This window comes from Pseudomonas guariconensis (assembly GCF_900102675.1).
Classification (GTDB): domain Bacteria; phylum Pseudomonadota; class Gammaproteobacteria; order Pseudomonadales; family Pseudomonadaceae; genus Aquipseudomonas; species Aquipseudomonas guariconensis.
This window is the reverse complement of record NZ_FMYX01000003.1, coordinates 432188-454685: the sequence shown is the minus strand read 5'-3', so window position 1 is coordinate 454685 and position 22498 is coordinate 432188. Positions and strand designations below refer to the sequence as shown.

The window sequence follows — 22498 nt, the reverse complement described above, 5'->3', positions numbered from 1 at the left end:
CCGTTTTCATTTGCGGCACCTTCAAACTGCCTTGCCCGCAAGCGCCTGGGCACACACGACTGAAAACCAATCGATGCCACCTAACACCGCACTTCCCCTTGTCCTTGCAGGCCCCGTCCTGCGCCGGCTGGAGCCTCAACGCCTGGCAATCTGGCTGGTCGCAACGCAGCCGCTTCGCCCCACGTTCGTTCTCGATGCGCCATCTCTCACGGCAAACCTAACCTGCGAGGTGATCCCCATCGGCACGCAGGCCTTCGTTCACCTGCTGGATATCCACTTCGACCAGCCGCTGCCGCGCAACGCCGCCATCCCCTATGACCTGTTGCTCGAGGATGGCCAGGGGATCGCCGACTGGGCTCCTCACCTGCTCTACCCCGGCAGCCAACGCCCAAGCTTCGTGCTGCGCGAGCGCCTCGAGCAGTTGCTCCATGGTTCCTGCCGCAAGCCTCACTACCCGGCTGCGGACGGCTTGCTGTGCGCGGACCGGCTCCTGCAGCAGTGCCCGCTACCCGAGGAACGCCCGGCGCTGCTGCTGATGAGCGGTGACCAGGTCTATGCCGATGATGTCGCCGGGCCCATGCTGCGCGCCATCCACACGCTGATCGAACGCCTGGGCCTGTTCGGCGAGACCCTGGAAGGTGCTTTGGTCGCCGACAGCGCTGCGCTGTATCGTCACCCTGCCAGCTATTACCACCGCGCGGACCTGCTACCCGCCCAGCAGGGCAACGAAACCCTGCGCGAGCGCTTCTTCGGCGGCAAGCGCAAACCGATCTTCTCCAGCAGCAACGCCGACAATCATCTGGTGACCTTCGCCGAAGTCATGGCCATGTACCTGCTGGTTTGGTCCCCCGTGCCCTGGGCGCTGGTACGCCTGGACATGCCCGAGGGCCTGACCGACAAGCGCCAGGCGCGCTACCGGCAGGAATTGCCACAGATCGAAGCGTTCGCCGCCCACCTCGATCGGGTCGCACGGGTGATGGCACACCTGCCCTGCCTGATGATCTTCGATGACCACGACATCACCGACGACTGGAACCTGTCGGCGCAATGGGAAGAGACCGCCTATGGGCATCCCTTCTCGCGTCGGATCATCGGCAATGCGCTGCTCGGTTACCTGCTCTGCCAGGGCTGGGGCAACGATCCGGACAGCTGCCGGGAGCTGATCGAGCCGTGCAAGGCCCTGGGCGAACGCAGCCTGCAACAATGCCTGGACGCCCAGGCCCAGGACACGCTGATCGACCAGTTGCTAAGCTTTCAGGGCTGGCAATTCAGCCTGGCCACCGAGCCACCACTGCTGGTGCTGGACACCCGCACCCGTCGCTGGCGCAGCGAGAGCAGCCTGAAAAAGCCTTCAGGCCTGCTCGACTGGGAAGCCTTGTGCGAACTGCAGCAGGCACTGCTGGATCATCCTTCGGCGATCATCGTGTCGCCGGCACCGATCTTCGGGGTCAAGCTGATCGAAACGGTCCAGCGCGTGTTCAGCTGGCTGGGCTACCCGTTGTTGGTGGATGCGGAAAACTGGATGGCCCATCGGGGCGCGGCACAGGTGATTCTCAACATCTTCAGCCATTCGCGTACCCCAGGGCACTATGTAGTCCTGTCGGGCGACGTGCACTATTCGTTCGTCTATGAGGTGTTGATCCGCCACCGTCAGCGCAGCCCGCACTTGTGGCAGATCACCAGCAGCGGCATCAAGAACCAGTTTCCCAAGCGCCTACTGGACGTATTGGACCGCCTTAACCGCTGGCTCTATGCCCCGCGTTCGCCACTCAACTGGTTCACCAAGCGCCGACAGATGGAAGTGGTGCCGCGCACGCCCAGCCGCAGCCAGGCGGGTGAGCGACTGTGGAATGGCGCAGGGTTGGGGCAGGTGTGGTTCGATGAGCAGGGGCGACCGACGCGGGTGTTCCAGCTGAGCGCCGCGGGGAACGAAGCTACGGAATTTACGCAGCGCAAATGACAGCGGCGGCCTGCGCTGGGCGCTTCACGGGTAAACCCGCTCCCACTGGAATACCGCGAGCCGCAAAGCTTGTGAAGGATAGGGGAACGGGTTCACCCGCCAAGGGATCGACACAGGATAAGAATCAGGTGCGCTCCAAAGCGCTGACCAGATCGTGGAAGGCCTCACGGTTGGAATCGTTCAGCCCCATGAGGATCTTGTGCGCCTCCAGCACCTTGGAACGCACGACATCTTCGTTCTGGTCCTGGGATGGCAGGTCGGTCAGGCACTCCGGGCACGGCACCGGACGATCGACGATGTTGAACACCTGATCGAAGCCCATGGACTGCAGCAACCGAGAGATGTCCGGGTTGGTGGTGACCACGGTCGGCAACAGGCCGACCTTCTGCCGGGACAGGATCGACAGTTTGGCCAGCAGGCCAAGCGTGGTGCTGTCGATGCTCTCGGTCTCGGTCAGATCGATGACGATGGCCGAGAAGTTCAGCGCGGTGAAGATCTTTTCGATCGTTGCATCCAGCGCCGAACACAGGGTCAGGCGCACTTCACCGACGAACTTCAGAACAAAGGTCCCGCTCTGCTCGGCGAACTGGATTCTACCGGTACTCATTCAAGGTTCCTGCTCAACACCAATAGGGCGATATCATCCGGCATCTCCCCAAGCGTAGCCAATCCAAATCGTTGGCGCAGCCCGTCCAGGCTGCCCCCCGCGTCCTTGACGATTTCCGGCAAGGTCGCTTCCTTATCTTTGAGTGTATCCCCTGGCAAAAGGTCCAGAATGCCATCGGACATCAGGGTCAGACTGAAGCGCGACGGCAGCTCCAGCACCTGGTCCTGGTAACTGGCCTCTTCGAACAACCCCACCGGCAGGCCACGGCCTTCCAGGTAACGAGCCTGTCCCGGGGTGTAAAGCACCGGCAGCGGCAGATGGCCGCCAACACTGTAGGTCATCAACCCGGTTTCCTCGTCGATCACCCCACCCACCATGGTCACGTGCTTGCCCAGCTGGCAGTTGATCAGCCCACGGTTGATGTGGCTGAGCACCTCGGAAGGCTTGAATTCGCGCATCTTGCCGCTGCGCTTGAATTCGAACAGCAAGCGTGTGGTCATGAACTTCAGCAGCACGGTGACGAACGCCGAGGACGCGCCGTGACCGGAGACATCGGCCAGGTAGAAGGCGATACGTCGCTCATCGACCCGGAAGTAATCGGCAAAATCACCCGACAGGTACAGCGACGGAATGATCTGGTGCTCGAACGACAAATCGCCCGCTGTCCACGGGCTTTCCGGCAGCATGTTCATCTGCACCTGGCGACCGGCGTTCTGGTCCTCCTGGAGCAGGTGCAGGCTGGCTTCCAGCTCACGGTTGGCGGCCTCGAGCTTGTCGCGGTAGCGCTGGTTTTCCAGCACCAGGCGCGAACGGTCAAGTGCGCGGCGAACCGAGTGTTCGAGCACGGCCAGGTCTTCCAGAGGCTTTATCAGGTAGTCGGCGGCTCCCAGGCGCAAGGCCTCGACCGCATCGTTCATGACACCGGCTCCGGAGACCACGATCACCGGCAACTGCGGCGCCCGCTCGCTGATCCGACGGATCAGTTCGAGGCCACCCATCTGCGGCATGCGCAGATCGCAGATCACGAGGTCGGGCTGGTGTTCTTCGAAGACCTGGAGCCCCTGCTGGCCATTGCCGGCCTGGAGGACGCTGAAGCCACTGTCTTCCAGATAGGCGGCGAGGCTGGCACGGACCACGTCGTCGTCATCGATGATCAGCAGCGTTGCACTGGTTTTCTGCATGTGGGCGAACGGCGCCGGATTGGTTGGCGTAGCGACGTCAGCAAGGCAGACGGCGGCTACAGGGATACTCTGTGGTGACTCTCTACTTGAGTTGTAGGACAAGAAAACTGGCCCGGCAACTGGCAGAGGTGCCTTGTAAGGCGCAGACGGTACTCCCATCCGCCAAGCGTTTCAAGCCATGCGACGGTCGAGTTCCCCGCACTTTACAGGGCAAATCACCGAGAGTTATAAGAAAGCCGATCCGTGCAACCCAATGGGAAGGATGCAGCATGCCTCAGACCCCCACCAACCACAGCGAGAAACGCGACTTCATTCGCATGCGTATCGATGCCGGCGTCACCCTCCTGCATGCGGGCCAGGTGATCTCGGCCGTCTGCCTCGACCTCTCCAGTGGCGGCATGCAGGTACAGGCCGAGCAACATTTCGAGGTCGGTGACAAAGTGCAGGCACGGATCGAATCCGACCACCCTGCCCTCAAGGGCCTGGAAGCCAGCACCGAGGTAGTGTGGATCGCCGATCAACCCGGCGGCGAGCAGAAGTTCGGTTTGCGCATCCTGGCCCTGCATTGAAGCAAAGACGAAAAAAGGCGACCCGAAAGTCGCCTTTTGACATACCCGCACGAATCAGAAGTCGTCTTCGACTTCCCCATCCTTGACCTTGAACTCACGGTTCTGCAGGTAAGCGTTGCGGATGAACACGTACTTGTCGCCAGTGATCAGTTTTTCTGCCGACAACAGGTTGGCCCGGGTGTCGATCACGTCCAGGGCGAAGATCGAGTTGCGGGTCGGCACGTGGTCGATATAGCGGTAGGGTTCGGTGTAGGTGTCCGGGTATTTGGCCAAGCCATCGCGCACGGTGCTTGGACCGAGGAATGGAATGACCACATAAGGACCGCTGCCCAAGCCCCAATAGCCAAGGGTCTGGCCGAAGTCTTCGTCGTTGCGCTGCAGCCCCATCTTGGTACCGACGTCGAAGAAGCCGCCCAGGCCGAACGTGGTGTTGACGATCAGGCGCGCTGTGTCGACGCCGGCGGCATGGGGCTTGAGCTGCAGCACATCATTGACCAGGTTGGTGACATCGCCCAGATTGCGGAAGATATTGTGGATACCATCTTCGAGGAACTGCGGGGTGACGGCCTGATAACCCTTGGCCAATGGCTTGAGGGCATAGGTGTCGAGGGTATCGTTGAACTTGAAGATCGGTCGGTTGACCGATTCCCAGGGATCTTCCTCGGTGGCCGCCTGGGTGGCTGCCACGGGCGCCAGCAGCAGGCTGGCGCAGACACAGGCCTGGGTGAATCGCTCGATCACTCCGGCACCGATCCTACGCATAGATGTTTCTCCATCGGATTTGACGGCAGCAGGCACATGAGTGCGCTGCGAAATTAAGACGCCAGTATAAAGGCTCATCGGCTGATAAGCAGCTTTACACATTTTTAATCAAGATTATGTGAACAACCGTTGCGATGTCATCCACCGGTAACAAGCGCCCGCTAGCCTGCGGAGTATTTGAGGGACGCTGCCATGGAAGCTGCATCTGCCTTCACCGCCGTACTCTTCGGACTGCGTGGCTGCCTGGTCCAGGCGGTCAACGGCACTCCCCACCCCGCCCCTGGGGCCTTGGACATCCTGTCGGTCCTGCGTGAACGCCAGGTACCGTGCATGTGGCTCGATGAACTGGGCGCCAGCCAGGGCAAACGCTTGGCCAACGTGTTGCCGGACTGGCTGCCCGGGCAAGCGCTCAATGATTGCCCCTGGCCCGCGCCGAACGCCTGTTGGCAGGCGTTGATGACCCTGCGCAGCACCCGCCTGGACGGCTGTGTGCTGGTCAGCGGGGAGCCGCGCCTGCTGCAATCGGCCCTCAACGCGGGGCTATGGACGGTAGGCCTGGCCAACAGCAGCCCATCATGCGAGGTCGGCTCCAGCCAGTGGCAAGCCATGACCGAGCAGGCGCGCGAACTGGCCCGCGGCAAGGCCACCCTGGAGCTGTTCGGACTCGGCGTACACTCGGTGATCGACCATCTGGAAGCACTGGATACATGCCTGGCGGACATCGCCCTGCGCCGGCGCAAGGGCGAAAAGCCCTGATACAGGGTCGTTGACACCGATCATGCAAAGCGCCTGCAGGTGGATTACGCTTGGAAACAGGCCAGAACCTTTGCACCACCGCGAAGGTCCATGCCTTGCCAAGCCATAGAGGGAGAACACCCAATGCCCGCCCGCGAACTGCAAGAGCGACTCAATAGCCTGCGCGAGCAACTGGATCGGAATGTACCGCTGTCGGACGAAGAACTGGCCAGTCTGCACGAGGAAGCGAGGCAGATAGAGGCGCAACTCAAGCTTGAGGAAGCCACCCCCGACAACAACCTGGTTGACGGTGTGAACCTCGCCATTGAACGCTTCGAGGTCGACCACCCCGACCTGACCGCCACACTGCGCAATATTGCCAACTATCTCCACAGCATGGGTATCTGACCCTGCTCATCCGGGGCTGCTGCGCAGCCCTCTCACGACACAAGGCCGCTCCTACGGACATCGTGCTGTAGGAGCGGCCTTGTGTCGCGAACAGAGCCCGCCGCGGACGACGCCAAATTTACTGACGAACGAGCCGCTGATTGTCTGGGCTGATCGCCCCGGTGCTGCGGTAAGGGTTGATGTCCAGGCCACCACGACGCACATAGCGCGCATACACGGTCAGGTGCTCCGGTTTGAGCAGGCGCAAGAGATCCAGATAAATGCGTTCGACGCACTGCTCATGGAAGTCCGAATGCTGGCGGAAGCTCACCAGGTAGCTCAACAGACTCGCATGATCCAGCGCCAGGCCTTTGTACGCCACCACGACACTTCCCCAGTCCGGTTGCCCGGTGACCGGGCAGTTGGACTTGAGCAAATGGCTATGCACTGCCTCCTCGACCACGCGCTGCGGGTCGCATTGCAGCAGTTCAGGTCGGGGCTGCTCGTAGTTGCTGATGCTTACATCCAGATCATCGATGCAATGGCCTGGCAGCGCTACCACGCCCTGGGCCTCGACATCCGCCAAAGTACGAACCCGAACAGTGACAGACTTGCCCGCGGCGGCGGACAGGTCTTTCTCCAGGCAAGCCTGCAGTTCGCGGGTGGAGGCGAAGACAGTCTGGTTCAAGGAGTTGAGGTAAAGCTTGAACGACTTGGATTCGATGATGTTGGGCGAATCGGCCGGAATGGCGAACTCACCGATGGCCACCACCGGCTTGCCCGAAGGCAGCAACCAGGACAGCTCGAAACAGTTCCAGTAGTCCACGCCCTGCCACGGCAGGGTTTGGGCGGTCACGCCCAACTCGGCCCATTTGGCCGCGCGCGGAATGGGGAACAGCAACGAAGGGGTGTAGGTGGCGATGTACTCGCTGGACTTGCCCAGCGGGGAATGTTCGGCGGCGGGATGCATGGACCTGACCTGAAGACTCGTGATGGCCCTCATTCTACCGGTTTTGCATCCCGCCTTGGGGTCGAAGTCACTCGATGGTCAGTTTCCCGACCATGCCGGCCTGGTAATGGCCCGGCACGTTGCAGGCGAACTCGATAGGCGCAGACTTGCGGAAGGTCCAGGTCAGTTCGGCACGCTGGCCAGGCTGCACCAACACTGTGTTGCCGCCATCATGACCATGCCCGCCCATCGCGCCGTGGTCCATGCCTTCATGGTTCATGCTCATGCCGGCCATGGCCAGCATCTGTTGCTGATGCGCGGCATGCATGGCCGCGTCGCCCAGGTTGAACTCGTGGGGCAGTTTGCCCTGGTTGGTCAGGATGAAGCGCACAGTTTCGCCTGCCTTGACCTCCAGGCCTGCCGGCTCGAAGGCGATGTCCTTGAGTATGACTTCCACGGTGCGAGTGGCCTTGGATGCCGGGGCTGGTTCGCCGAACGCGAAGGTTTTTGCTTCGCTTGCCAATATGGGCAGGCTGACCAGGGCCAGGGCGGCGGCGATGAACAGGTGCTTCATGAAGTCTCCAAACAGATGCAGCAGGATGAGACTCACTCTATAAAGGCTCCGCTGGCGCTTAGCTGACAGTCGGATTACAACTTTGTCAGCTTGGTTGCCGCTTGCCGGAGTCACGTATCATTTCAGCCGTCACCTCCTGCGAACGCGGGCTTCCCCGCCGCACCGAGGCAGGTGCGTACTTTTCGAATTATGGACAGGACATGAAACTGCTGATCGTCGAAGACCAGGTCAAGACCGGCCAATACCTGCGCCAAGGGCTCAGCGAAGCCGGCTTTGCCACCGAACTCGCCTGTGATGGCGACACCGGCCAGCACCTGGCCTTGACTGGCGATCATGACCTGCTGATTCTCGATGTCATGCTCCCGGGGCGCAACGGCTGGCAGATCCTCCAGGCAGTACGCCAGGCTGGCCTGGAAACTCCAGTACTGTTCCTCACCGCCCGCGATGCCGTGGAAGACCGGGTCCATGGTCTGGAGCTGGGCGCGGACGACTATCTGGTCAAACCCTTCGCCTTCTCCGAGCTGCTGGCCAGGGTGCGCACGCTGCTTCGCCGGGGCGCCAATTCCAGCCAGGATACGCAACTGGGTCTGGCCGACCTGCGCCTGGACCTGATCCGCCGCCGCGCCGAACGCGCCGGCCAACGTATCGACCTGACCGCCAAGGAGTTCGCCCTGCTCGAACTGCTGTTGCGCCGCCAGGGCGAGGTACTGCCCAAATCGCTGATCGCCTCGCAAGTCTGGGACATGAATTTCGACAGCGACACCAATGTCATCGAGGTGGCGATCCGCCGCCTGCGCCTGAAGATCGACGATCACCATGACAACAAGCTGATCCATACCGTGCGCGGCATGGGCTACGTACTCGAGGAGCGCCACGACTGATGCCGCGCGTGTCCCTAGGCGGGCGTCTGGCCCTGCTGTTCGCCGTCTGCACGGCGGCCGTCTCGCTGACCGCCGGCCTGCTGTTCAGCCGCGCCAGCGAACGGCACTTCATCGAACTGGACCAGCAACTGCTCAATGGCCGGCTGTCCTTGATGCGCACCTTGCTCGAAGGCGTCACCCGCCCTGCCGACCTGGCGTCGCGCTTGCCCGCCCTTCGCAACGAACTGAGCCACCAGGCCGATCTGGCCTTGCGCATCCGCGGTGCGGATGGTGCGCTGTGGTTCGACAGCCGCAACGACTTGCCAGATACCCCCAGCCACACCGGGCTTACCACCCTGCATGCCGATGGCGTTGACTACCGCAGCCTGTGCGTCCAACTGGACGAAGGCAGCCCAGACTCGGCCCAATTGACCCTCTTGCTGGACATCACCCACCACCAACACTTCCTGCAAGGCATGCAGCGTCTGATCTGGCTGACCGTCGGCCTCTCGGCTTTGGCCACGGCCCTGCTCGGCGCCTGGGCTGCTCGGCGCGGGCTGCGGCCCTTGCGCCAAATGGGCGAAGTGGCTGCCAGGGTCAATGCCCGTTCCCTGACCACCCGATTGCCCGTGGCCCAAATGCCGGAGGAGCTGGCCGAGCTGGCCACCACCGTCAATGCCATGTTGCAACGCCTGGATGATGCCTTTCAGCGCCTGTCGGCGTTTTCCGCCGACATCGCCCATGAGCTGCGCACACCGCTGTCCAACCTGCTGACCCACACCCAGGTCACCCTTACCCGTCCACGCAGCCTCGACGAGTATCGCGAGGCGTTGCACGGCAATTTGGAGGAACTGCAATGGATGGCCCAGCTGGTCAATGACATGCTCTACCTGGCCAAGGCCGATCACGGCCTGCTGATGCCCAACCGCGAGGCGTTGGACCTGGCGGTGGAGCTGGATGCCTTGCTGGAATACTACGCGCCGCTGGCCGAGGACGCCGAGGTGCGCCTGGTGCGCGAAGGCGAGGCGCGGCTGGAGGGCGACCGACATATGCTACGCAGGGCATTGTCCAATCTGCTGGACAATGCCCTGCGTTTCACGTCGCAAGGTGGGGAGATCCGCGTGTCGCTGCAGCCCGGGGCTCACATCGTCGTCGCCAACACCGGTCCTGCAATTGAACCGGCTGTTCTACCCAGGCTTTTCGACCGTTTCTATCGGGCAGACCCCGCCCGACGGGAAGGCAGCAGCGAACATGCGGGATTGGGTCTGGCGATTACCCGTTCGATCATCCAGGCCCATGGCGGAAGCATCCGCGCCGAGTGCGCGCAGGGTTGGACGCGGTTCGTGATCGAGCTGCCCGAAACGTTGTGAAGGGGCCGCCATGGCCCCTTCAGATCACTCGTAACGCAGCGCCATCGCCGGCTCCACCTGGGAAGCCCGATACGCGGGATAAAGGGTGGCCAGGAAGCTCATGACCAGCCCCGCGGTGCAGATGATCGCCACATCTCCCCATTGCAGGTCAGAGGGCAGGCTGCTGATGAAGTACACGTCGGACGTGAAGATGTGCTGCCCGCTGATCCGCTCCAGCCAGCCCACGATCTGGCTGACATTGAGGGCCGCGATCACGCCTAGCACACCACCGACCAAGGTACCGACGATACCGATCAGCGAGCCTTGGACCATGAAGGTCCCCATGATTTGCGCAGGCGTCGCACCGATGGTGCGCAGGATGGCAATGTCCGAACCCTTGTCGTTCACCACCATCACCAAGGTGGCGATGATGTTGAATGCGGCCACCGCGATGATCATCATCAGCAACAGGCCGATCATGGTCTTTTCCATCTTCATGGCACTGAACAGGCTGCCTTGTGTGTGGGACCAGTCATCGGCGCGATAGGCATCGCCCAGGCCTGCGGCAATTGCCTTGGATACCTGGGGTGCGGCGTACAGGTCCTGCAGTTTCAGGCGCACCCCTTGCACGCTACCCGACGCCCAGCGCTGCATGTCGCCGGCATCGGCAACATGGATGTAAGCCTGGGAACCGTCGAGCTCGGCGCCCACCTTGAAGATGCCGACCACGGTCAGGCGCTGCATGCGCGGCGTGATACCGCCAGGGGCCTTGCTGATTTCAGGGACGATAAGCGTCAGCTTGTCGCCGGTATTGAGACGAAAACGCCGCGCGGTGAGCTCACCGATGACCACGCCATACTCGCCGGGGACCAGGTCCTGCAGGCGCCCCTGAACGATATGCTGACCGACGATGGAGACCTTGCCCTCCTCGGCCGGGTCGATGCCACTGACCTGGATCGGCTGCATCGCCCCCTTATAGGACAACATGCCTTCCATTTCCGTGATGGGCGCAGCTGCGACCACGGCAGGATTCTTCAGCGCCGCATCGGCCACCTTGCGCCAGTCATTCAGCGGCTGCACCCCCAGGATGCTGGCGTGTGGCACCAGCCCCAGGATACGCGAGCTCATCTCACGCTGGAAACCGTTCATCACCGACAGCACCACGATCATCGCCAGCACGCCCAAGGACAGGCCGATCATCGAGGTCATGGAGATGAACGAGATGAATTGGTTGCGGCGCTTGGCACGGGTGTAGCGAGCACCGATGAACAAGGGCAAGGGTCTGAACATGTACGAGAACACCCAATGAAAAAAGGTTACGGCGCAGCCCGTGCCGCGCCGTGCAATCGACTCAGATCGGCACCAGACGGCCGTCTTCCAGGTGCAGCACGCGGTCCATCTGACGCGCCAGGTTCAAGTCGTGGGTGACCACCAGGAACGCCGTCTGCGAAGCGCTGGACAGCTCCTGCATCAATTCCTGGATACCAAGGGCGGTGTGGTGATCGAGGTTGCCGGTGGGCTCGTCGAGCATCACCAGGCCCGGGCGGTTGACCAGGGCACGGGCGATTGCCACGCGCTGGCGCTCGCCACCGGAAAGTTCGGCCGGCTTGTGGTTCAGACGATGACCCAGGCCCACCCGCTTGAGCAGGGCCTCGGCGCGCTCACGCGCTTCGGGGATCGGCGTGCGGCCGATCAGCAGCGGCATGCAGGCGTTCTCCAGGGCGGTGAACTCCGGCAGCAGATGGTGGAACTGGTAGACGAAGCCCAGCGCACGGTTGCGTAGCAGGCCACGGGCGCGCTCGCCAAGGGCAGACAGCTCCTCGCCCGCGAGCCAGACACTGCCCTGGGTGGGAGTGTCGAGGCCGCCAAGCAGGTTCAGCAAGGTACTCTTGCCGGAGCCGGAGCTGCCGACGATGGCCACCCGCTCACCTGCATGCAGCTCCAGGTTCAACCCGGACAGCACCTTCACCGACTCCGGCCCTTCCTCGTAGGACTTGCCCAGGTTGCGGCAGCTCAGTACGGCTTTATTCATGCGCGACTCACTCATAACGTAGCGCCTCTGCTGGCTGGGTGCGGGCCGCACGCCAGGCCGGATACAGGGTGGCAAAGAAACTCAGGACCAACGCCGCACCGCAGACCATCCAGACGTCCTCGGCCATGATCTGCGACGGCAGGTAATCGATGAAGTACACATCCGCGTTCAGGAATTTGTGCCCGATCAGCTTCTCGATGCCGGCGATCACCGCACTGACATTGAGTGCGGCGACGATGCCGACGACGGCACCGATCAACGTGCCGACCACGCCGATCACCGTCCCCTGGACCATGAAGATGGCCATGATCTGCCCCGGCGTGGCGCCGAGGGTACGCAGGATGGCGATGTCGCCACGCTTGTCGTTGACCACCATCACCAGTGTGGAAATGATGTTGAATGCCGCCACCGCCACGATCAGCAGCAGCAACAGGCCGATCATGGCCTTCTCCATACGGATGGCCTGGTACAGGTTGCCGTGGCTGCGAGTCCAGTCGCGGGTGTAGAACTCCTGCTCGCCCAGGCGTTGGGCGATATCCCAGGCCACACGCGGGGCCTGGAACAGGTCGTCGAACTTCAGGCGCAGGCCCTGGACCTGGTCGGCCTTCCAGCGGTGCAGGCGGGAGAGGTCGCTGATGTTGGTCAGGCCCAGGTAACCGTCGATTTCGCCGGCGCCAACGTGGAAGGTGCCGACCACGGTGAAGCGCTTCATGCGCGGGAACATGCCCGCCGGGGTCACGCTGACCTCCGGGGCGACGAAGGTCAGCTTGTCGCCGATACCCACGCCCAGCTTGGCCGCGGCTTTGTCACCGATCATGATGCCCCATTCGCCCGGCGCCAGCTTGTCGAGGCTGCCCTCCAGGACGAAATTCTCGATGATGGATACCTGCCGCTCCAGCGCAGGGTCGATGCCGTTGAGCAGCACCTTCTGCACCTTGCCGTCATGAGTCAGCAACCCCTGCATCTGGGTGAAGGGCGCGACCGCCAGCACCTGTGGATTCTGCTTTACTTGTTGGGCAAGACCCGACCAGTTGTTCAGCGGTTGGCCGGTTTCGAGCGTGGCATGGGGGATCATGCCCAGCACGCGGGTACGCATCTCGTGGTCGAAGCCGTTCATGACCGACAGCACCACGATCATCACCACCACGCCAAGGGCGAGGCCGATCATCGAAGTCAGCGAAATGAACGAGACGAAGTGGTTGCGACGCTTGGCACGGGTGTAGCGGGTGCCAATGAATACGAAAAGAGGTCTGAACATGTCGGGGCTTGTTCGGATGAAAGGGAACGTCCTTGTGGCAGGGCGCCTGCAGCGGCTTTACACTCGGACCACCGCCGTAACCATGGGTTCGCCATGACGACACTAGACGAAGAAGATCGCCGCGAATACTACCGCATCGAAGACAGTATCGCACTTGAAATCAACGCCTTGGACACGGCCCAAGGCCAGGAGACAGACCTGTTGCAGGATGCTTCACCGCTGTTCAATCTGCTCAGCGAACTGCACCTGGCCGACTTCGAGTCCCAGCACCTGATGCGCCAGTTGAGCGAGAAGGACCGCACCCTCGCGGCCTTCCTGCGGGTACAGAACAAACGCATCGACCTGCTCAGCGCGGTGCTCGCCCAGACCCTGCTGGGTGAAATCAGCAAGCCCCGGCGGGTGATTCTCTCCGAAGGCGGCATCGAGTTCGCCCATGCAACGCCCATCGCCCCCGGTACGCGACTGGCAGTGAAGATGATCCTCATGCCCCGTGCCCTCGGCCTACTGCTGCGCGCGCGGGTCACCCACTGCGACCCACGCCCGGAAGGCAATCACGAGGTCGGCACCGAATTCATCGACATGACCGACGCCCAGCGCCAACTGCTGGCCCGGTACATCCTGCAGCGCCAGCAACAACAACGACGCCAGGCGCTGGAACAGAACGACCCCGCCTCTTGAGCCTTTTCCATTTTGACCTGAAGGAACGAACGTGACCCTGATCTATGGCCATCGCGGCGCCAAGGGCGAAGCGCCCGAGAATACCCTGAACAGCTTCCGCCAGTGCTTGTCACATGGCGTCGATCGCTGCGAACTGGACCTGCACCTGTCGGCCGACAACGAGCTGATGGTGATCCACGACCCGACGCTCAAGCGCACCACCGGTCGGCGCGGCAAGGTGGTCGAGCACACCGCCGCCGAGCTGGTCACCTACGATGCACGTAAGGGCGGCCCGGGCTGGGTGCAGCCCTGCCCCATCCCACGCCTGGCAGAGCTGTTCGAGAAGTGCGCTTTCGCGCATTGGCAACTGGAGGTCAAGAGCGCCTCGCGTACCCGCGCCGCCAGTACCGTGCTGGCGATTCGCGAGCTGGCGCAGCAGTACGGCCTGCTGGACAAGATCACCATTACCTCGAGCTCCCGGGAGGTGCTTGGCGCCGCGCTGGAACTGGTGCCGGATGTGTCTCGCGGACTGGTCGCCGAGTACGCCTGGCTCGACCCGCTGAAGGTGGCCCAGAACTATGGCTGCCAGATGCTGGCCTTGAACTGGACACTGTGCACGCCCGAGCGCCTGATCAAGGCACAGCGTCAGGGGTTGCACGTATCGGTGTGGACGGTCAACGAACCGGCGCTGATGCGCCGGCTCGCCGACTTTGGCGTAGACAGCCTGATTACAGACTTTCCCGGTTTGGCCATGACCACCCTTGGGAAGGGCTGAATCCGGACTCCCCGACCGGCTCAGGCCACCGGCCGGAGCCGCTCAAAAAAGCCGGTTCAGGCCGTCGTAGGCCGCTACCCGATAGGCTTCGGCCATGGTCGGGTAGTTGAAGGTGGTGTTGACGAAGTACTTCAGATTGTTCTGCTCACCGGGCTGGTTCATGATCGCCTGGCCGATGTGGACGATCTCCGAGGCCTGGTAGCCGAAGCAGTGTACACCCAGGATTTCCAAGGTCTCGCGGTGGAACAGGATCTTCAGCATGCCCTGAGGCTCACCGGCGATCTGGGCACGGGCCATGCTCTTGAAGAAGGCCTTACCCACTTCATACGGCACCTTGGCCTGCGTCAGCTCCTGCTCGTTCTTGCCGATCGAGCTGATCTCCGGAATGGTGTAGATGCCGGTCGGCACGTCATCGACGAAACGCCAGCTGCCATTGTCGACGATGCTGCCAGCGGCGGAACGCCCCTGGTCGTGGGCAGCGCTGGCCAGGCTCGGCCAGCCGATCACGTCACCGGCGCCATAGACGTTCGGCACGCTGGTACGGTAGGCCTCGTCGACCTCGATCTGGCCGCGGCTGTTGACCTTGATTCCGATGTTCTCCAGGCCCAGCTTGTCAGTGTTGCCGGTACGGCCGTTGCACCACAGCAAGGCATCGGCCTTGATCTTCTTGCCCGACTTCAAGTGCAGGATCACACCGTTGTCCAAGCCTTCGACCCGCTCGTACTCCTCGTTGTGGCGTACAGTGATGTTGTTGTTGCTGAAGTGGTAGCTCAGCGCCTGGGAGATTTCCGAATCCAGGAAGCTCAGCAGTTGGCCGCGGTTATCCACCAGCTCGACCAGCACGCCCAGGCCACTGAAAATGGAGGCGTATTCACAACCGATCACGCCAGCGCCATAGACGATCAGCTTGCGCGGGGTATGGCTCAGGCTGAGGATGGTGTCGCTGTCGTAGACGCGCGGGTGGTGGAAGTCGATATCGGCCGGACGGTACGGACGCGAGCCGGTGGCGATGATGATGTGCTTGGCGACCAGTTTCTCGACCACACCGTTGGAGCACACCACTTCGACGGTCTGCTCATCGGCGAAGCTGCCGGTGCCGACGAACACGTCGACGCGGTTGCGCGCGTAGTAGCCGGTGCGCGAGGCCACTTGCTTGGAGATCACCTTCTCGGCGCTCTTGAGCACATCGGGGAAGGAGAACCAGCGCGGCTCACCGATGGCGCGGAACATCGGGTTGGTGTTGAACTGCATGATCTGGCGCACCGAGTGACGCAGGGCCTTGGACGGGATGGTGCCCAAGTGAGTGCAGTTGCCGCCGACCTGGCGACGGCTGTCGACCATGGCCACCTTGCGTCCTGCTTTGGCGGCATTCATTGCCGCACCTTCTCCGGCCGGGCCGGAACCCAGCACCACTACGTCGTAGTTATAGACAGCCATGCGTACTCCTTCAGAACTGGCCCGCCGACCGGATGGCCGCGGGGCACGATCATGTCGCCGGGGCGCCATGAGAAAATTCGGGTGCAGTCTAATCAAGCGTGAACGCCGCGCACATTAACCCTTGGTCGCGTCGTAGGCCAATTTTGCCTGCACTACATGTCATTCACCGATTCCCTGGCGACGATCATCCGTGTTTGCGCTTTCACTCGCCTTTCAGTGCCCGCTCGAACGCAGGCGTAACACGAGAGACGAAGCCACCCTCGGCCCGGGTCACCAGCACCGCGGCAATACCATGGGCGACAGCGAAGTCCCAGCCTTGTTCCGGCCCCAGGATCAACAACAAGGTCGAGTAGCCATCGGCTTGGAGCGCCGAGGCATCGAGCACGGTGACAGCAGCCAGGTCATGTTCGACCGGACGCCCCAAGCGGGCATCGAAGGTGTGCGAATAGCGCCGGCCATTGTCCTTGAAATAGTGCCGATAGTCACCCGAGGTCGATACAGCCAGACCATCCACGGCGATGACTTGGCGCGCGACCTGACGGTCTTCGCGCGGCAGTTCCAGAGCCACCCGCCACGGACCGCCATCGGGCTTGCGACCCACAGCCTTGAGTTCGCCCGTGGCTTCGACAAGAAAGCTTGCGACGCCCATCGCCCCTAGGCGCTCGGCGATCAGGTCCACGGCGTGGCCTGCGGCGATACTGTTGAAATCCAGTTCCACTGCAGCGTCCTTGCACAGGATGTCGCCATCGATGCGCAAGTGGTGATAGCCGACGCGCTGACGGGCCTGGGCCAACTGCAACGGGTCAGGCACCTGCTCTTGGCGCGCCTGAGGGCCGAAGCCCCAGAGATCGAGCAATGGCTCGACGGTCAGGTCGAAAGCGCCCTGGCTTTGTTCGGCCAACTGCTGACCAAACCCGACCAACGCCAGCATGTCCTTTCCCAGCGCTTGGCATTGGCCTGCCTGCAACTGGTTGAAGCGGCTGACCGCAGAATCGCCACGGTAGGTTGAATAGTGCTCGTCGACATCACGCAGGATGGCTTCCACTGCCTCCTGCACCTCGAGGCGCGATGGTCCACCCGGCTCGCGGACATACTGGATGCTGTAGCTGCTGCCCATGGTCGGGCCGCCAAAGCGCTCCAGGCTCGGAGCCTGGTCGCAGCCAACCAGGAACATCAGGGTGAGCAGAAGACCTTTACGCAATTTCAAGTTTCTCGACTGGCCGTACTGACCTCTTCGCAGGCTTACCCATGAATGCCCGCACACGGCATAAAAAAAACGGGAACCCGAAGGTTCCCGTTTCTTCAACGCATTACAAGCGGATCAGCGTGGAAACGCTGGCGGGTTCACACCAGCCATCTCTTCCATCACACGCACCACCTGGCAGCTATAACCGAACTCGTTGTCGTACCAGACGTACAGGACAACGCGGTTGTCGTTGCAGATGGTCGCTTCGGCGTCGACCACACCGGCGTGGCGCGAGCCCACGAAGTCGGTGGAGACCACTTCCTGGGAGCTGACGTAATCGATCTGCTTGTGCAGTTCCGAGTGCATGGCGGTCTGGCGCAGGTACTCGTTGATCTCGTCGCGGTTGGTGGCCTTTTCCAGGTTCAGATTGAGGATGGCCATCGAGACGTTCGGCGTCGGCACGCGAATGGCGTTGCCGGTCAGCTTGCCCTTGAGCACAGGCAGTGCCTTGGCTGCAGCGGTGGCTGCGCCGGTCTCGGTGATGACCATGTTCAACGGTGCGGCGCGGCCGCGGCGGCTACCCTTGTGGAAGTTGTCGATCAGGTTCTGGTCGTTGGTGAACGAGTGAACGGTTTCGACGTGGCCGTTGATGATGCCGTACTGGTCATTGACGGCCTTGAGCACCGGCACGATGGCGTTGGTGGTGCAGGACGCAGCGGAGATGATCTTGTCATCGGCGCTGATATCGCCATGGTTGATGCCGTGAACGATGTTCTTCAGCGCGCCTTTGCCCGGAGCGGTGAGGATCACGCGATTGATGCCAGGGCACTTGAGATGCTGACCCAGGCCTTCGGCGTCACGCCATTTACCGGTGTTGTCCACCAGCAGGGCGTTGTCGATGCCGTATTGGGTGTAGTCGATCGAGGCCGGATCGTTGGAGTAGATCACCTGGATCAGGTTGCCGTTGGCGGTGATGGTGTTGTGCTCTTCGTCGATGACGATGGTGCCGTCGAACGGACCATGTACCGAGTCGCGGCGCAGCAGGCTGGCACGCTTGGTCAGGTCGTTCTCGGCGCCCTTGCGCACGACGATTGCACGCAGGCGCAGGCCGTCGCCGCCACCGGTCTTCTCGATCAGGATACGCGCCAGCAGGCGGCCGATGCGACCGAAGCCGTACAGGACGACGTCGGTGCCCTTGCGGGCGGACAGGTTCTGCTGACCGACGACATCGGCCAGTTCTTCACGCACGAACTGCTCGACGCTGCGGCCGTTGCCTTCGAGCTTGAACTTGTTTGCCAGCTTGCCCAGGTCGACCGAAGCGGCGCCCAGTTTCAGCTCGCTCATGGCCTTGAGCAGGGGGAATGTCTCGTGGACGGACAGCTCGGTTTCGTCGGTCTGACGGTGACGGGCAAAGCGGTGGGCTTTGAGGATCGAGATAACCGAACGATTGATCAGGCTGCGGCCATAGATCGAGCTCACCACGTTATTGTTGCGGTAGAGCTGACCGATAAGCGGGATCATCGCTTCAGCCAGGGCTTCACGATCGATCCACTCACCAAGACACTGGTCGGGCTTCTGAGTCACGGGAACCTTCCACATGTAGGGGGAGAAAAAAGGGGCTACATTATGACGCCCCTCGACGTATCGGGCAATGAGCGCCTGTCGCCGCCGCTCGTGCCCGTCGCCAAGCCCTTCCGAGCCTGACAGCGCGCACCAGCACCGGTACAATTGTCCTCTTTGCCGCAACGCTTGGAGTCCAATCTCCCGTGTCAGTTCTGCGCCTACCGCAATTATCGGCCACGGCCGGCAAACAAACCTGGGGAAACCTGCCCGGGGCCGCCCTGAGCCTGGCCATCGCCGAAGCCGCCAGCAGCGCCGGTCGCTTCACCCTGCTGTTGACCGCCGACAGCCAGGCTGCCGACCGCCTGGAACAGGAGCTGCGCTTCTTCGCGCCCGACCTGCCGGTGCTGCCGTTCCCCGATTGGGAAACCCTGCCCTACGACCTGTTCTCGCCCCACCAGGACATCATTTCCCAGCGCATCGCCAGTCTCTATCGGCTGCCTGAGCTCGATCACGGCATCCTCGTGGTGCCGATCACCACCGCCCTGCACCGCCTGGCCCCGACCCGCTTCCTGCTGGGCAGCAGCCTGGTGCTGGATGTGGGCCAGACGATCGACGTCGAACAAATGCGCACGCGCCTGGAAGCCAGCGGCTACCGCTGCGTCGACACGGTCTACGAGCATGGCGAGTTCGCCGTGCGCGGCGCCCTGATCGACCTGTTCCCCATGGGCAGCAAGCTGCCCTACCGGATCGACCTGTTCGACGATGAGATCGAGACCCTGCGCACCTTCGATCCCGAGACCCAGCGCTCGATCGACAAGGTCGACTCGGTCCGCCTGCTGCCGGCCCGCGAGTTCCCGATGCAGAAGGACGAGGTCACCCGCTTCAAGGCGCGCTTTCGTGAGCGTTTCGACGTGGATTTCCGGCGCAGCGCGATTTTCCAGGACTTGACCAGCGGCATCATTCCCGCCGGTATCGAGTACTACCTGCCGCTGTTCTTCGAAGAAACCTCGACCCTCTTCGACTACTTGCCGACCGACACCCAGGTGTTCTCCCTGCCGGGTGTCGAACAGGCAGCCGAGCATTTCTGGAACGATGTGCGCGGACGCTACGAAGAGCGCCGCGGCGACCTGTCCCGCCCCCTGCTGCCACCGGCCGAGCTGTTCCTGCCGGTCGAGGACTGCTTCGCCCAGCTCAAGCAGTGGCCCCGGGTCGTGGTCAGCAGCGACGAGATCGAAACCGGCGCGGGTCGCCTACGGTTCCCGGCGCGAGCCTTGCCGAATCTGGCGATCGAAGCCAAGGCCAACCAGCCACTGGCGGAGCTGTCGAATTTCCTCGAGCAGTTCCCCGGACGCGTGCTGTTCACCGCCGAATCGGCCGGCCGCCGCGAAGTGCTGCTGGAACTGCTCGAGCGCTTGAAGCTGCGCCCTCAAACCGTCGAAGGCTGGGCCGACTTCGTCACCGGCAAGGACCGCCTGGCCATCACCATCGCCCCGCTCGACGACGGCCTGCTGCTGGATGACCCAGGCCTGGCCCTGATCGCCGAGAGCCCATTGTTCGGCCAGCGCGTGATGCAGCGCCGGCGTCGCGAAAAACGTGGTGAGGCGGCCAACGATGCCGTCATCAAGAACCTCACCGAACTGCGCGAAGGTGCACCCGTGGTGCATATCGACCACGGCGTGGGACGTTACCTGGGCCTGGCCACCCTGGAAATCGAAGGCCAGGCCGCCGAGTTCCTGACCTTGGAATATGCAGAGGGCGCCAAGCTCTACGTACCGGTGGCCAACCTGCACCTGATCGCCCGCTACACCGGCAGCGACGATGCCCTGGCCCCACTGCACCGCCTTGGCTCCGAAGCCTGGCAAAAGGCCAAGCGCAAAGCCGCCGAGCAAGTCCGTGACGTGGCGGCCGAACTGCTCGACATCTATGCCCGGCGCGCCGCCCGCAAGGGGCATGCATTCGCCGATCCGGCCGCAGACTACGCCACCTTCAGTGCCGGCTTCCCGTTCGAGGAAACCCCGGACCAGCAATCGGCCATCGAGGCAGTGCGCGCCGACATGCTCGCCGGCAAGCCGATGGACCGCCTGGTGTGCGGCGACGTCGGCTTCGGCAAGACCGAAGTGGCCATGCGCGCAGCGTTCATTGCCGTGCACAGTGGCCGCCAGGTGGCAGTACTGGTGCCTACCACTCTGCTCGCCCAGCAGCACTACAACAGTTTCCGCGACCGTTTCGCCGACTGGCCGGTGACCGTCGAGGTGATGAGCCGCTTCAAGTCGGCCAAGGAAGTCAGCGCCGCCGCCGCAGAGCTGGCCGAAGGCAAGATCGACATCCTCATCGGCACCCACAAGCTGCTGCAGGACGACGTGCGCTTCAAGGACCTAGGCCTGGTGATCATCGATGAGGAGCATCGTTTCGGTGTGCGTCAGAAGGAACAGCTCAAGGCCCTGCGCAGCGAGGTGGACATCCTTACCCTGACCGCCACGCCTATTCCACGCACCCTCAACATGGCCGTGTCGGGCATGCGGGACCTCTCGATCATCGCCACCCCGCCGGCGCGACGCCTGTCGGTGCGCACCTTCGTCATGGAGCAGAACAAGAGCACGGTCAAAGAGGCGCTGCTGCGTGAATTGCTGCGTGGCGGCCAGGTGTACTACCTGCACAACGACGTCAAGAGCATCGAAAAATGCGCCGCCGAGCTGGCCGAACTGGTACCCGAGGCACGTATCGGCATCGGCCACGGCCAGATGCGCGAGCGCGAACTCGAGCAGGTGATGAGCGACTTCTATCACAAGCGCTTCAACGTGCTGGTTGCCTCGACCATCATCGAGACGGGTATCGACGTGCCGAGCGCCAACACCATCGTCATCGAACGCGCAGACAAGTTCGGTCTGGCCCAGCTACACCAGTTGCGCGGCCGGGTCGGACGCAGCCACCACCAGGCCTACGCCTACCTGCTGACGCCGCCGCGCCAGCAGATCAGCGCCGATGCCGAAAAACGCCTCGAGGCCATCGCCAACACCCAGGACCTGGGTGCAGGTTTCGTGCTGGCCACCAACGACCTGGAGATTCGCGGTGCCGGCGAGCTGCTCGGCGAAGGCCAGAGCGGGCAGATTCAGGCCGTGGGCTTCACCCTCTACATGGAAATGCTCGAGCGCGCCGTCAAGGCCATCCGCAAGGGCACCCAGCCGAACCTCGAGCAACCGCTTGGTGGCGGCCCGGAGATCAACCTGCGTCTACCGGCGCTGATTCCCGAGGACTATCTGCCGGACGTGCATGCCCGTCTGATTCTCTACAAACGCATCGCCTCGGCCGCCGACGAAGAGGGCCTCAAGGACCTACAAGTGGAAATGATCGACCGCTTCGGCCTGCTGCCTGAACCGACCAAGAACCTGATGCGCCTGACCCTGCTCAAGCTGCAGGCGGAAAAACTCGGCATCAAGAAAGTCGATGCCGGCCCCAATGGCGGCAAGCTCGAGTTCGAGGCCGAAACCCCGGTCGACCCGCTGACCCTGATCAAGCTGATCCAGGGCCAGCCCAAGCGCTACAAATTCGAGGGCGCCACGCAGTTCCGCTTCCTCGTGCCGATGGAGCGCCCCGATGAACGTTTCAACACCCTGGAGGCGCTGTTCGAGCGCCTGACCCCACAGCCTGCCTAAGGAA

General features: G+C 62.6%; 20 protein-coding genes. 9 read left to right on the top strand and 11 right to left on the bottom strand.

Features of this window, described 5'->3' with window-relative positions:
- The first annotated feature begins 73 nt into the window (after positions 1-73).
- Entirely contained in the window at positions 74-1960 is a 1887-nt protein-coding gene (locus BLS27_RS07445) for an alkaline phosphatase D family protein (protein WP_090343896.1), read from the top strand.
- Positions 1961-2084: 124 nt separating this feature from the next.
- Here the strand turns inward: BLS27_RS07445 and rssC are convergent, their stop codons facing one another.
- Both rssC and rssB read right to left on the bottom strand, forming a co-directional pair.
- Positions 2085-2567 carry an anti-sigma factor antagonist RssC gene (rssC, locus tag BLS27_RS07440; protein ID WP_008099230.1) on the bottom strand — a complete coding sequence of 161 codons (483 nt, stop codon included), beginning with the start codon at positions 2565-2567 and terminating at the stop codon, positions 2085-2087.
- Entirely contained in the window at positions 2564-3748 is a 1185-nt protein-coding gene (gene rssB / locus BLS27_RS07435; RefSeq protein WP_090343894.1) for a two-component system response regulator RssB, read from the bottom strand. The genes rssC and rssB overlap by 4 nt, the downstream gene beginning before the upstream one ends.
- 269 nt (positions 3749-4017) lie before the next feature.
- On the opposite strand from rssB, the gene BLS27_RS07430 reads away from it, so the two are divergent.
- Complete coding sequence (locus BLS27_RS07430; protein ID WP_043212901.1) at positions 4018-4317, top strand: PilZ domain-containing protein; 300 nt, start codon at positions 4018-4020, stop codon at positions 4315-4317.
- A gap of 54 nt (positions 4318-4371) precedes the next feature.
- Here BLS27_RS07430 and BLS27_RS07425 read toward each other — a convergent pair whose 3' ends face one another.
- Positions 4372-5079, bottom strand: coding sequence for an MlaA family lipoprotein (locus BLS27_RS07425; protein ID WP_043212899.1), 708 nt, complete (start codon positions 5077-5079; stop codon positions 4372-4374).
- A gap of 192 nt (positions 5080-5271) precedes the next feature.
- Here BLS27_RS07425 and pcrP point away from each other — a divergent pair, with 192 nt between their 5' ends.
- On the top strand, positions 5272-5835 hold the full coding sequence (gene pcrP / locus BLS27_RS07420) for an HAD superfamily inactivated hydrolase PcrP (RefSeq protein WP_043212897.1): 564 nt from the start codon (positions 5272-5274) through the stop codon (positions 5833-5835).
- 123 nt (positions 5836-5958) lie between these two features.
- Positions 5959-6222 carry a DUF4404 family protein gene (locus BLS27_RS07415; protein ID WP_043212894.1) on the top strand — a complete coding sequence of 88 codons (264 nt, stop codon included), beginning with the start codon at positions 5959-5961 and terminating at the stop codon, positions 6220-6222.
- A gap of 118 nt (positions 6223-6340) precedes the next feature.
- Here BLS27_RS07415 and queF read toward each other — a convergent pair whose 3' ends face one another.
- Together queF and BLS27_RS07405 are read right to left on the bottom strand one after the other, a co-directional pair.
- Entirely contained in the window at positions 6341-7171 is an 831-nt protein-coding gene (gene queF / locus BLS27_RS07410; RefSeq protein ID WP_090343892.1) for an NADPH-dependent 7-cyano-7-deazaguanine reductase QueF, read from the bottom strand.
- Positions 7172-7238: 67 nt separating this feature from the next.
- Positions 7239-7724: a cupredoxin domain-containing protein gene (locus BLS27_RS07405; RefSeq protein ID WP_043212889.1), complete on the bottom strand. Its 486-nt coding sequence runs from the start codon at positions 7722-7724 to the stop codon at positions 7239-7241.
- 200 nt (positions 7725-7924) lie between these two features.
- Between BLS27_RS07405 and BLS27_RS07400 the strand changes: the two genes are divergently transcribed.
- Both BLS27_RS07400 and BLS27_RS07395 read left to right on the top strand, forming a co-directional pair.
- Positions 7925-8605, top strand: coding sequence for a heavy metal response regulator transcription factor (locus BLS27_RS07400; RefSeq protein ID WP_043212887.1), 681 nt, complete (start codon positions 7925-7927; stop codon positions 8603-8605).
- Complete coding sequence (locus BLS27_RS07395; RefSeq protein ID WP_090343890.1) at positions 8602-9954, top strand: heavy metal sensor histidine kinase; 1353 nt, start codon at positions 8602-8604, stop codon at positions 9952-9954. The genes BLS27_RS07400 and BLS27_RS07395 overlap by 4 nt, the downstream gene beginning before the upstream one ends.
- A 24-nt stretch (positions 9955-9978) precedes the next feature.
- On the opposite strand, the gene BLS27_RS07390 is transcribed toward BLS27_RS07395, so the two are convergent.
- The 3 genes from BLS27_RS07390 to BLS27_RS07380 form a co-directional block, all read right to left on the bottom strand.
- On the bottom strand, positions 9979-11223 hold the full coding sequence (locus BLS27_RS07390) for a lipoprotein-releasing ABC transporter permease subunit (RefSeq protein ID WP_043212881.1): 1245 nt from the start codon (positions 11221-11223) through the stop codon (positions 9979-9981).
- A 61-nt stretch (positions 11224-11284) separates the two neighbouring features.
- Positions 11285-11980 carry a lipoprotein-releasing ABC transporter ATP-binding protein LolD gene (lolD, locus tag BLS27_RS07385; protein WP_043212877.1) on the bottom strand — a complete coding sequence of 232 codons (696 nt, stop codon included), beginning with the start codon at positions 11978-11980 and terminating at the stop codon, positions 11285-11287.
- Positions 11973-13223 carry a lipoprotein-releasing ABC transporter permease subunit gene (locus BLS27_RS07380; protein ID WP_090343888.1) on the bottom strand — a complete coding sequence of 417 codons (1251 nt, stop codon included), beginning with the start codon at positions 13221-13223 and terminating at the stop codon, positions 11973-11975. The genes lolD and BLS27_RS07380 overlap by 8 nt, the downstream gene beginning before the upstream one ends.
- A 93-nt stretch (positions 13224-13316) precedes the next feature.
- On the opposite strand from BLS27_RS07380, the gene BLS27_RS07375 reads away from it, so the two are divergent.
- On the top strand, positions 13317-13901 hold the full coding sequence (locus BLS27_RS07375) for a PilZ domain-containing protein (protein ID WP_090343886.1): 585 nt from the start codon (positions 13317-13319) through the stop codon (positions 13899-13901).
- A 31-nt stretch (positions 13902-13932) separates the two neighbouring features.
- Positions 13933-14655 carry a glycerophosphodiester phosphodiesterase gene (locus BLS27_RS07370; RefSeq protein ID WP_090343884.1) on the top strand — a complete coding sequence of 241 codons (723 nt, stop codon included), beginning with the start codon at positions 13933-13935 and terminating at the stop codon, positions 14653-14655.
- Between the two features lie 42 nt (positions 14656-14697).
- On the opposite strand, the gene sthA is transcribed toward BLS27_RS07370, so the two are convergent.
- The 3 genes from sthA to BLS27_RS07355 all read right to left on the bottom strand — a co-directional run bounded on the left by sthA (position 14698) and on the right by BLS27_RS07355 (position 18877).
- Positions 14698-16092, bottom strand: a complete 1395-nt coding sequence (gene sthA, locus BLS27_RS07365; RefSeq protein WP_043212867.1) for a Si-specific NAD(P)(+) transhydrogenase — start codon at positions 16090-16092, stop codon at positions 14698-14700.
- Positions 16093-16294: 202 nt separating this feature from the next.
- Positions 16295-17293 (bottom strand): FAD:protein FMN transferase, encoded by a 999-nt coding sequence (locus tag BLS27_RS07360; RefSeq protein WP_090344041.1) that lies wholly within the window; start codon positions 17291-17293, stop codon positions 16295-16297.
- A 120-nt stretch (positions 17294-17413) separates the two neighbouring features.
- Complete coding sequence (locus tag BLS27_RS07355; protein ID WP_043212865.1) at positions 17414-18877, bottom strand: glyceraldehyde-3-phosphate dehydrogenase; 1464 nt, start codon at positions 18875-18877, stop codon at positions 17414-17416.
- Between the two features lie 167 nt (positions 18878-19044).
- On the opposite strand from BLS27_RS07355, the gene mfd reads away from it, so the two are divergent.
- Positions 19045-22494: a transcription-repair coupling factor gene (gene mfd / locus BLS27_RS07350; protein ID WP_090343882.1), complete on the top strand. Its 3450-nt coding sequence runs from the start codon at positions 19045-19047 to the stop codon at positions 22492-22494.
- Positions 22495-22498: the final 4 nt, after the last annotated feature.

Coding starts and splice junctions, on each gene's coding strand:
- lolD (WP_043212877.1), bottom strand. CDS start 11,980: ATGAGTGAGTCGCGCATGAATAAAGCCGTACTGAGCTGCCGCAACCTG.
- rssB (WP_090343894.1), bottom strand. CDS start 3,748: ATGCAGAAAACCAGTGCAACGCTGCTGATCATCGATGACGACGACGTG.
- queF (WP_090343892.1), bottom strand. CDS start 7,171: ATGCATCCCGCCGCCGAACATTCCCCGCTGGGCAAGTCCAGCGAGTAC.
- sthA (WP_043212867.1), bottom strand. CDS start 16,092: ATGGCTGTCTATAACTACGACGTAGTGGTGCTGGGTTCCGGCCCGGCC.
- BLS27_RS07400 (WP_043212887.1), top strand. CDS start 7,925: ATGAAACTGCTGATCGTCGAAGACCAGGTCAAGACCGGCCAATACCTG.
- BLS27_RS07375 (WP_090343886.1), top strand. CDS start 13,317: ATGACGACACTAGACGAAGAAGATCGCCGCGAATACTACCGCATCGAA.
- BLS27_RS07425 (WP_043212899.1), bottom strand. CDS start 5,079: ATGCGTAGGATCGGTGCCGGAGTGATCGAGCGATTCACCCAGGCCTGT.
- rssC (WP_008099230.1), bottom strand. CDS start 2,567: ATGAGTACCGGTAGAATCCAGTTCGCCGAGCAGAGCGGGACCTTTGTT.
- BLS27_RS07405 (WP_043212889.1), bottom strand. CDS start 7,724: ATGAAGCACCTGTTCATCGCCGCCGCCCTGGCCCTGGTCAGCCTGCCC.
- BLS27_RS07445 (WP_090343896.1), top strand. CDS start 74: ATGCCACCTAACACCGCACTTCCCCTTGTCCTTGCAGGCCCCGTCCTG.
- BLS27_RS07415 (WP_043212894.1), top strand. CDS start 5,959: ATGCCCGCCCGCGAACTGCAAGAGCGACTCAATAGCCTGCGCGAGCAA.
- pcrP (WP_043212897.1), top strand. CDS start 5,272: ATGGAAGCTGCATCTGCCTTCACCGCCGTACTCTTCGGACTGCGTGGC.
- BLS27_RS07390 (WP_043212881.1), bottom strand. CDS start 11,223: ATGTTCAGACCCTTGCCCTTGTTCATCGGTGCTCGCTACACCCGTGCC.
- BLS27_RS07380 (WP_090343888.1), bottom strand. CDS start 13,223: ATGTTCAGACCTCTTTTCGTATTCATTGGCACCCGCTACACCCGTGCC.
- BLS27_RS07430 (WP_043212901.1), top strand. CDS start 4,018: ATGCCTCAGACCCCCACCAACCACAGCGAGAAACGCGACTTCATTCGC.
- BLS27_RS07355 (WP_043212865.1), bottom strand. CDS start 18,877: ATGTGGAAGGTTCCCGTGACTCAGAAGCCCGACCAGTGTCTTGGTGAG.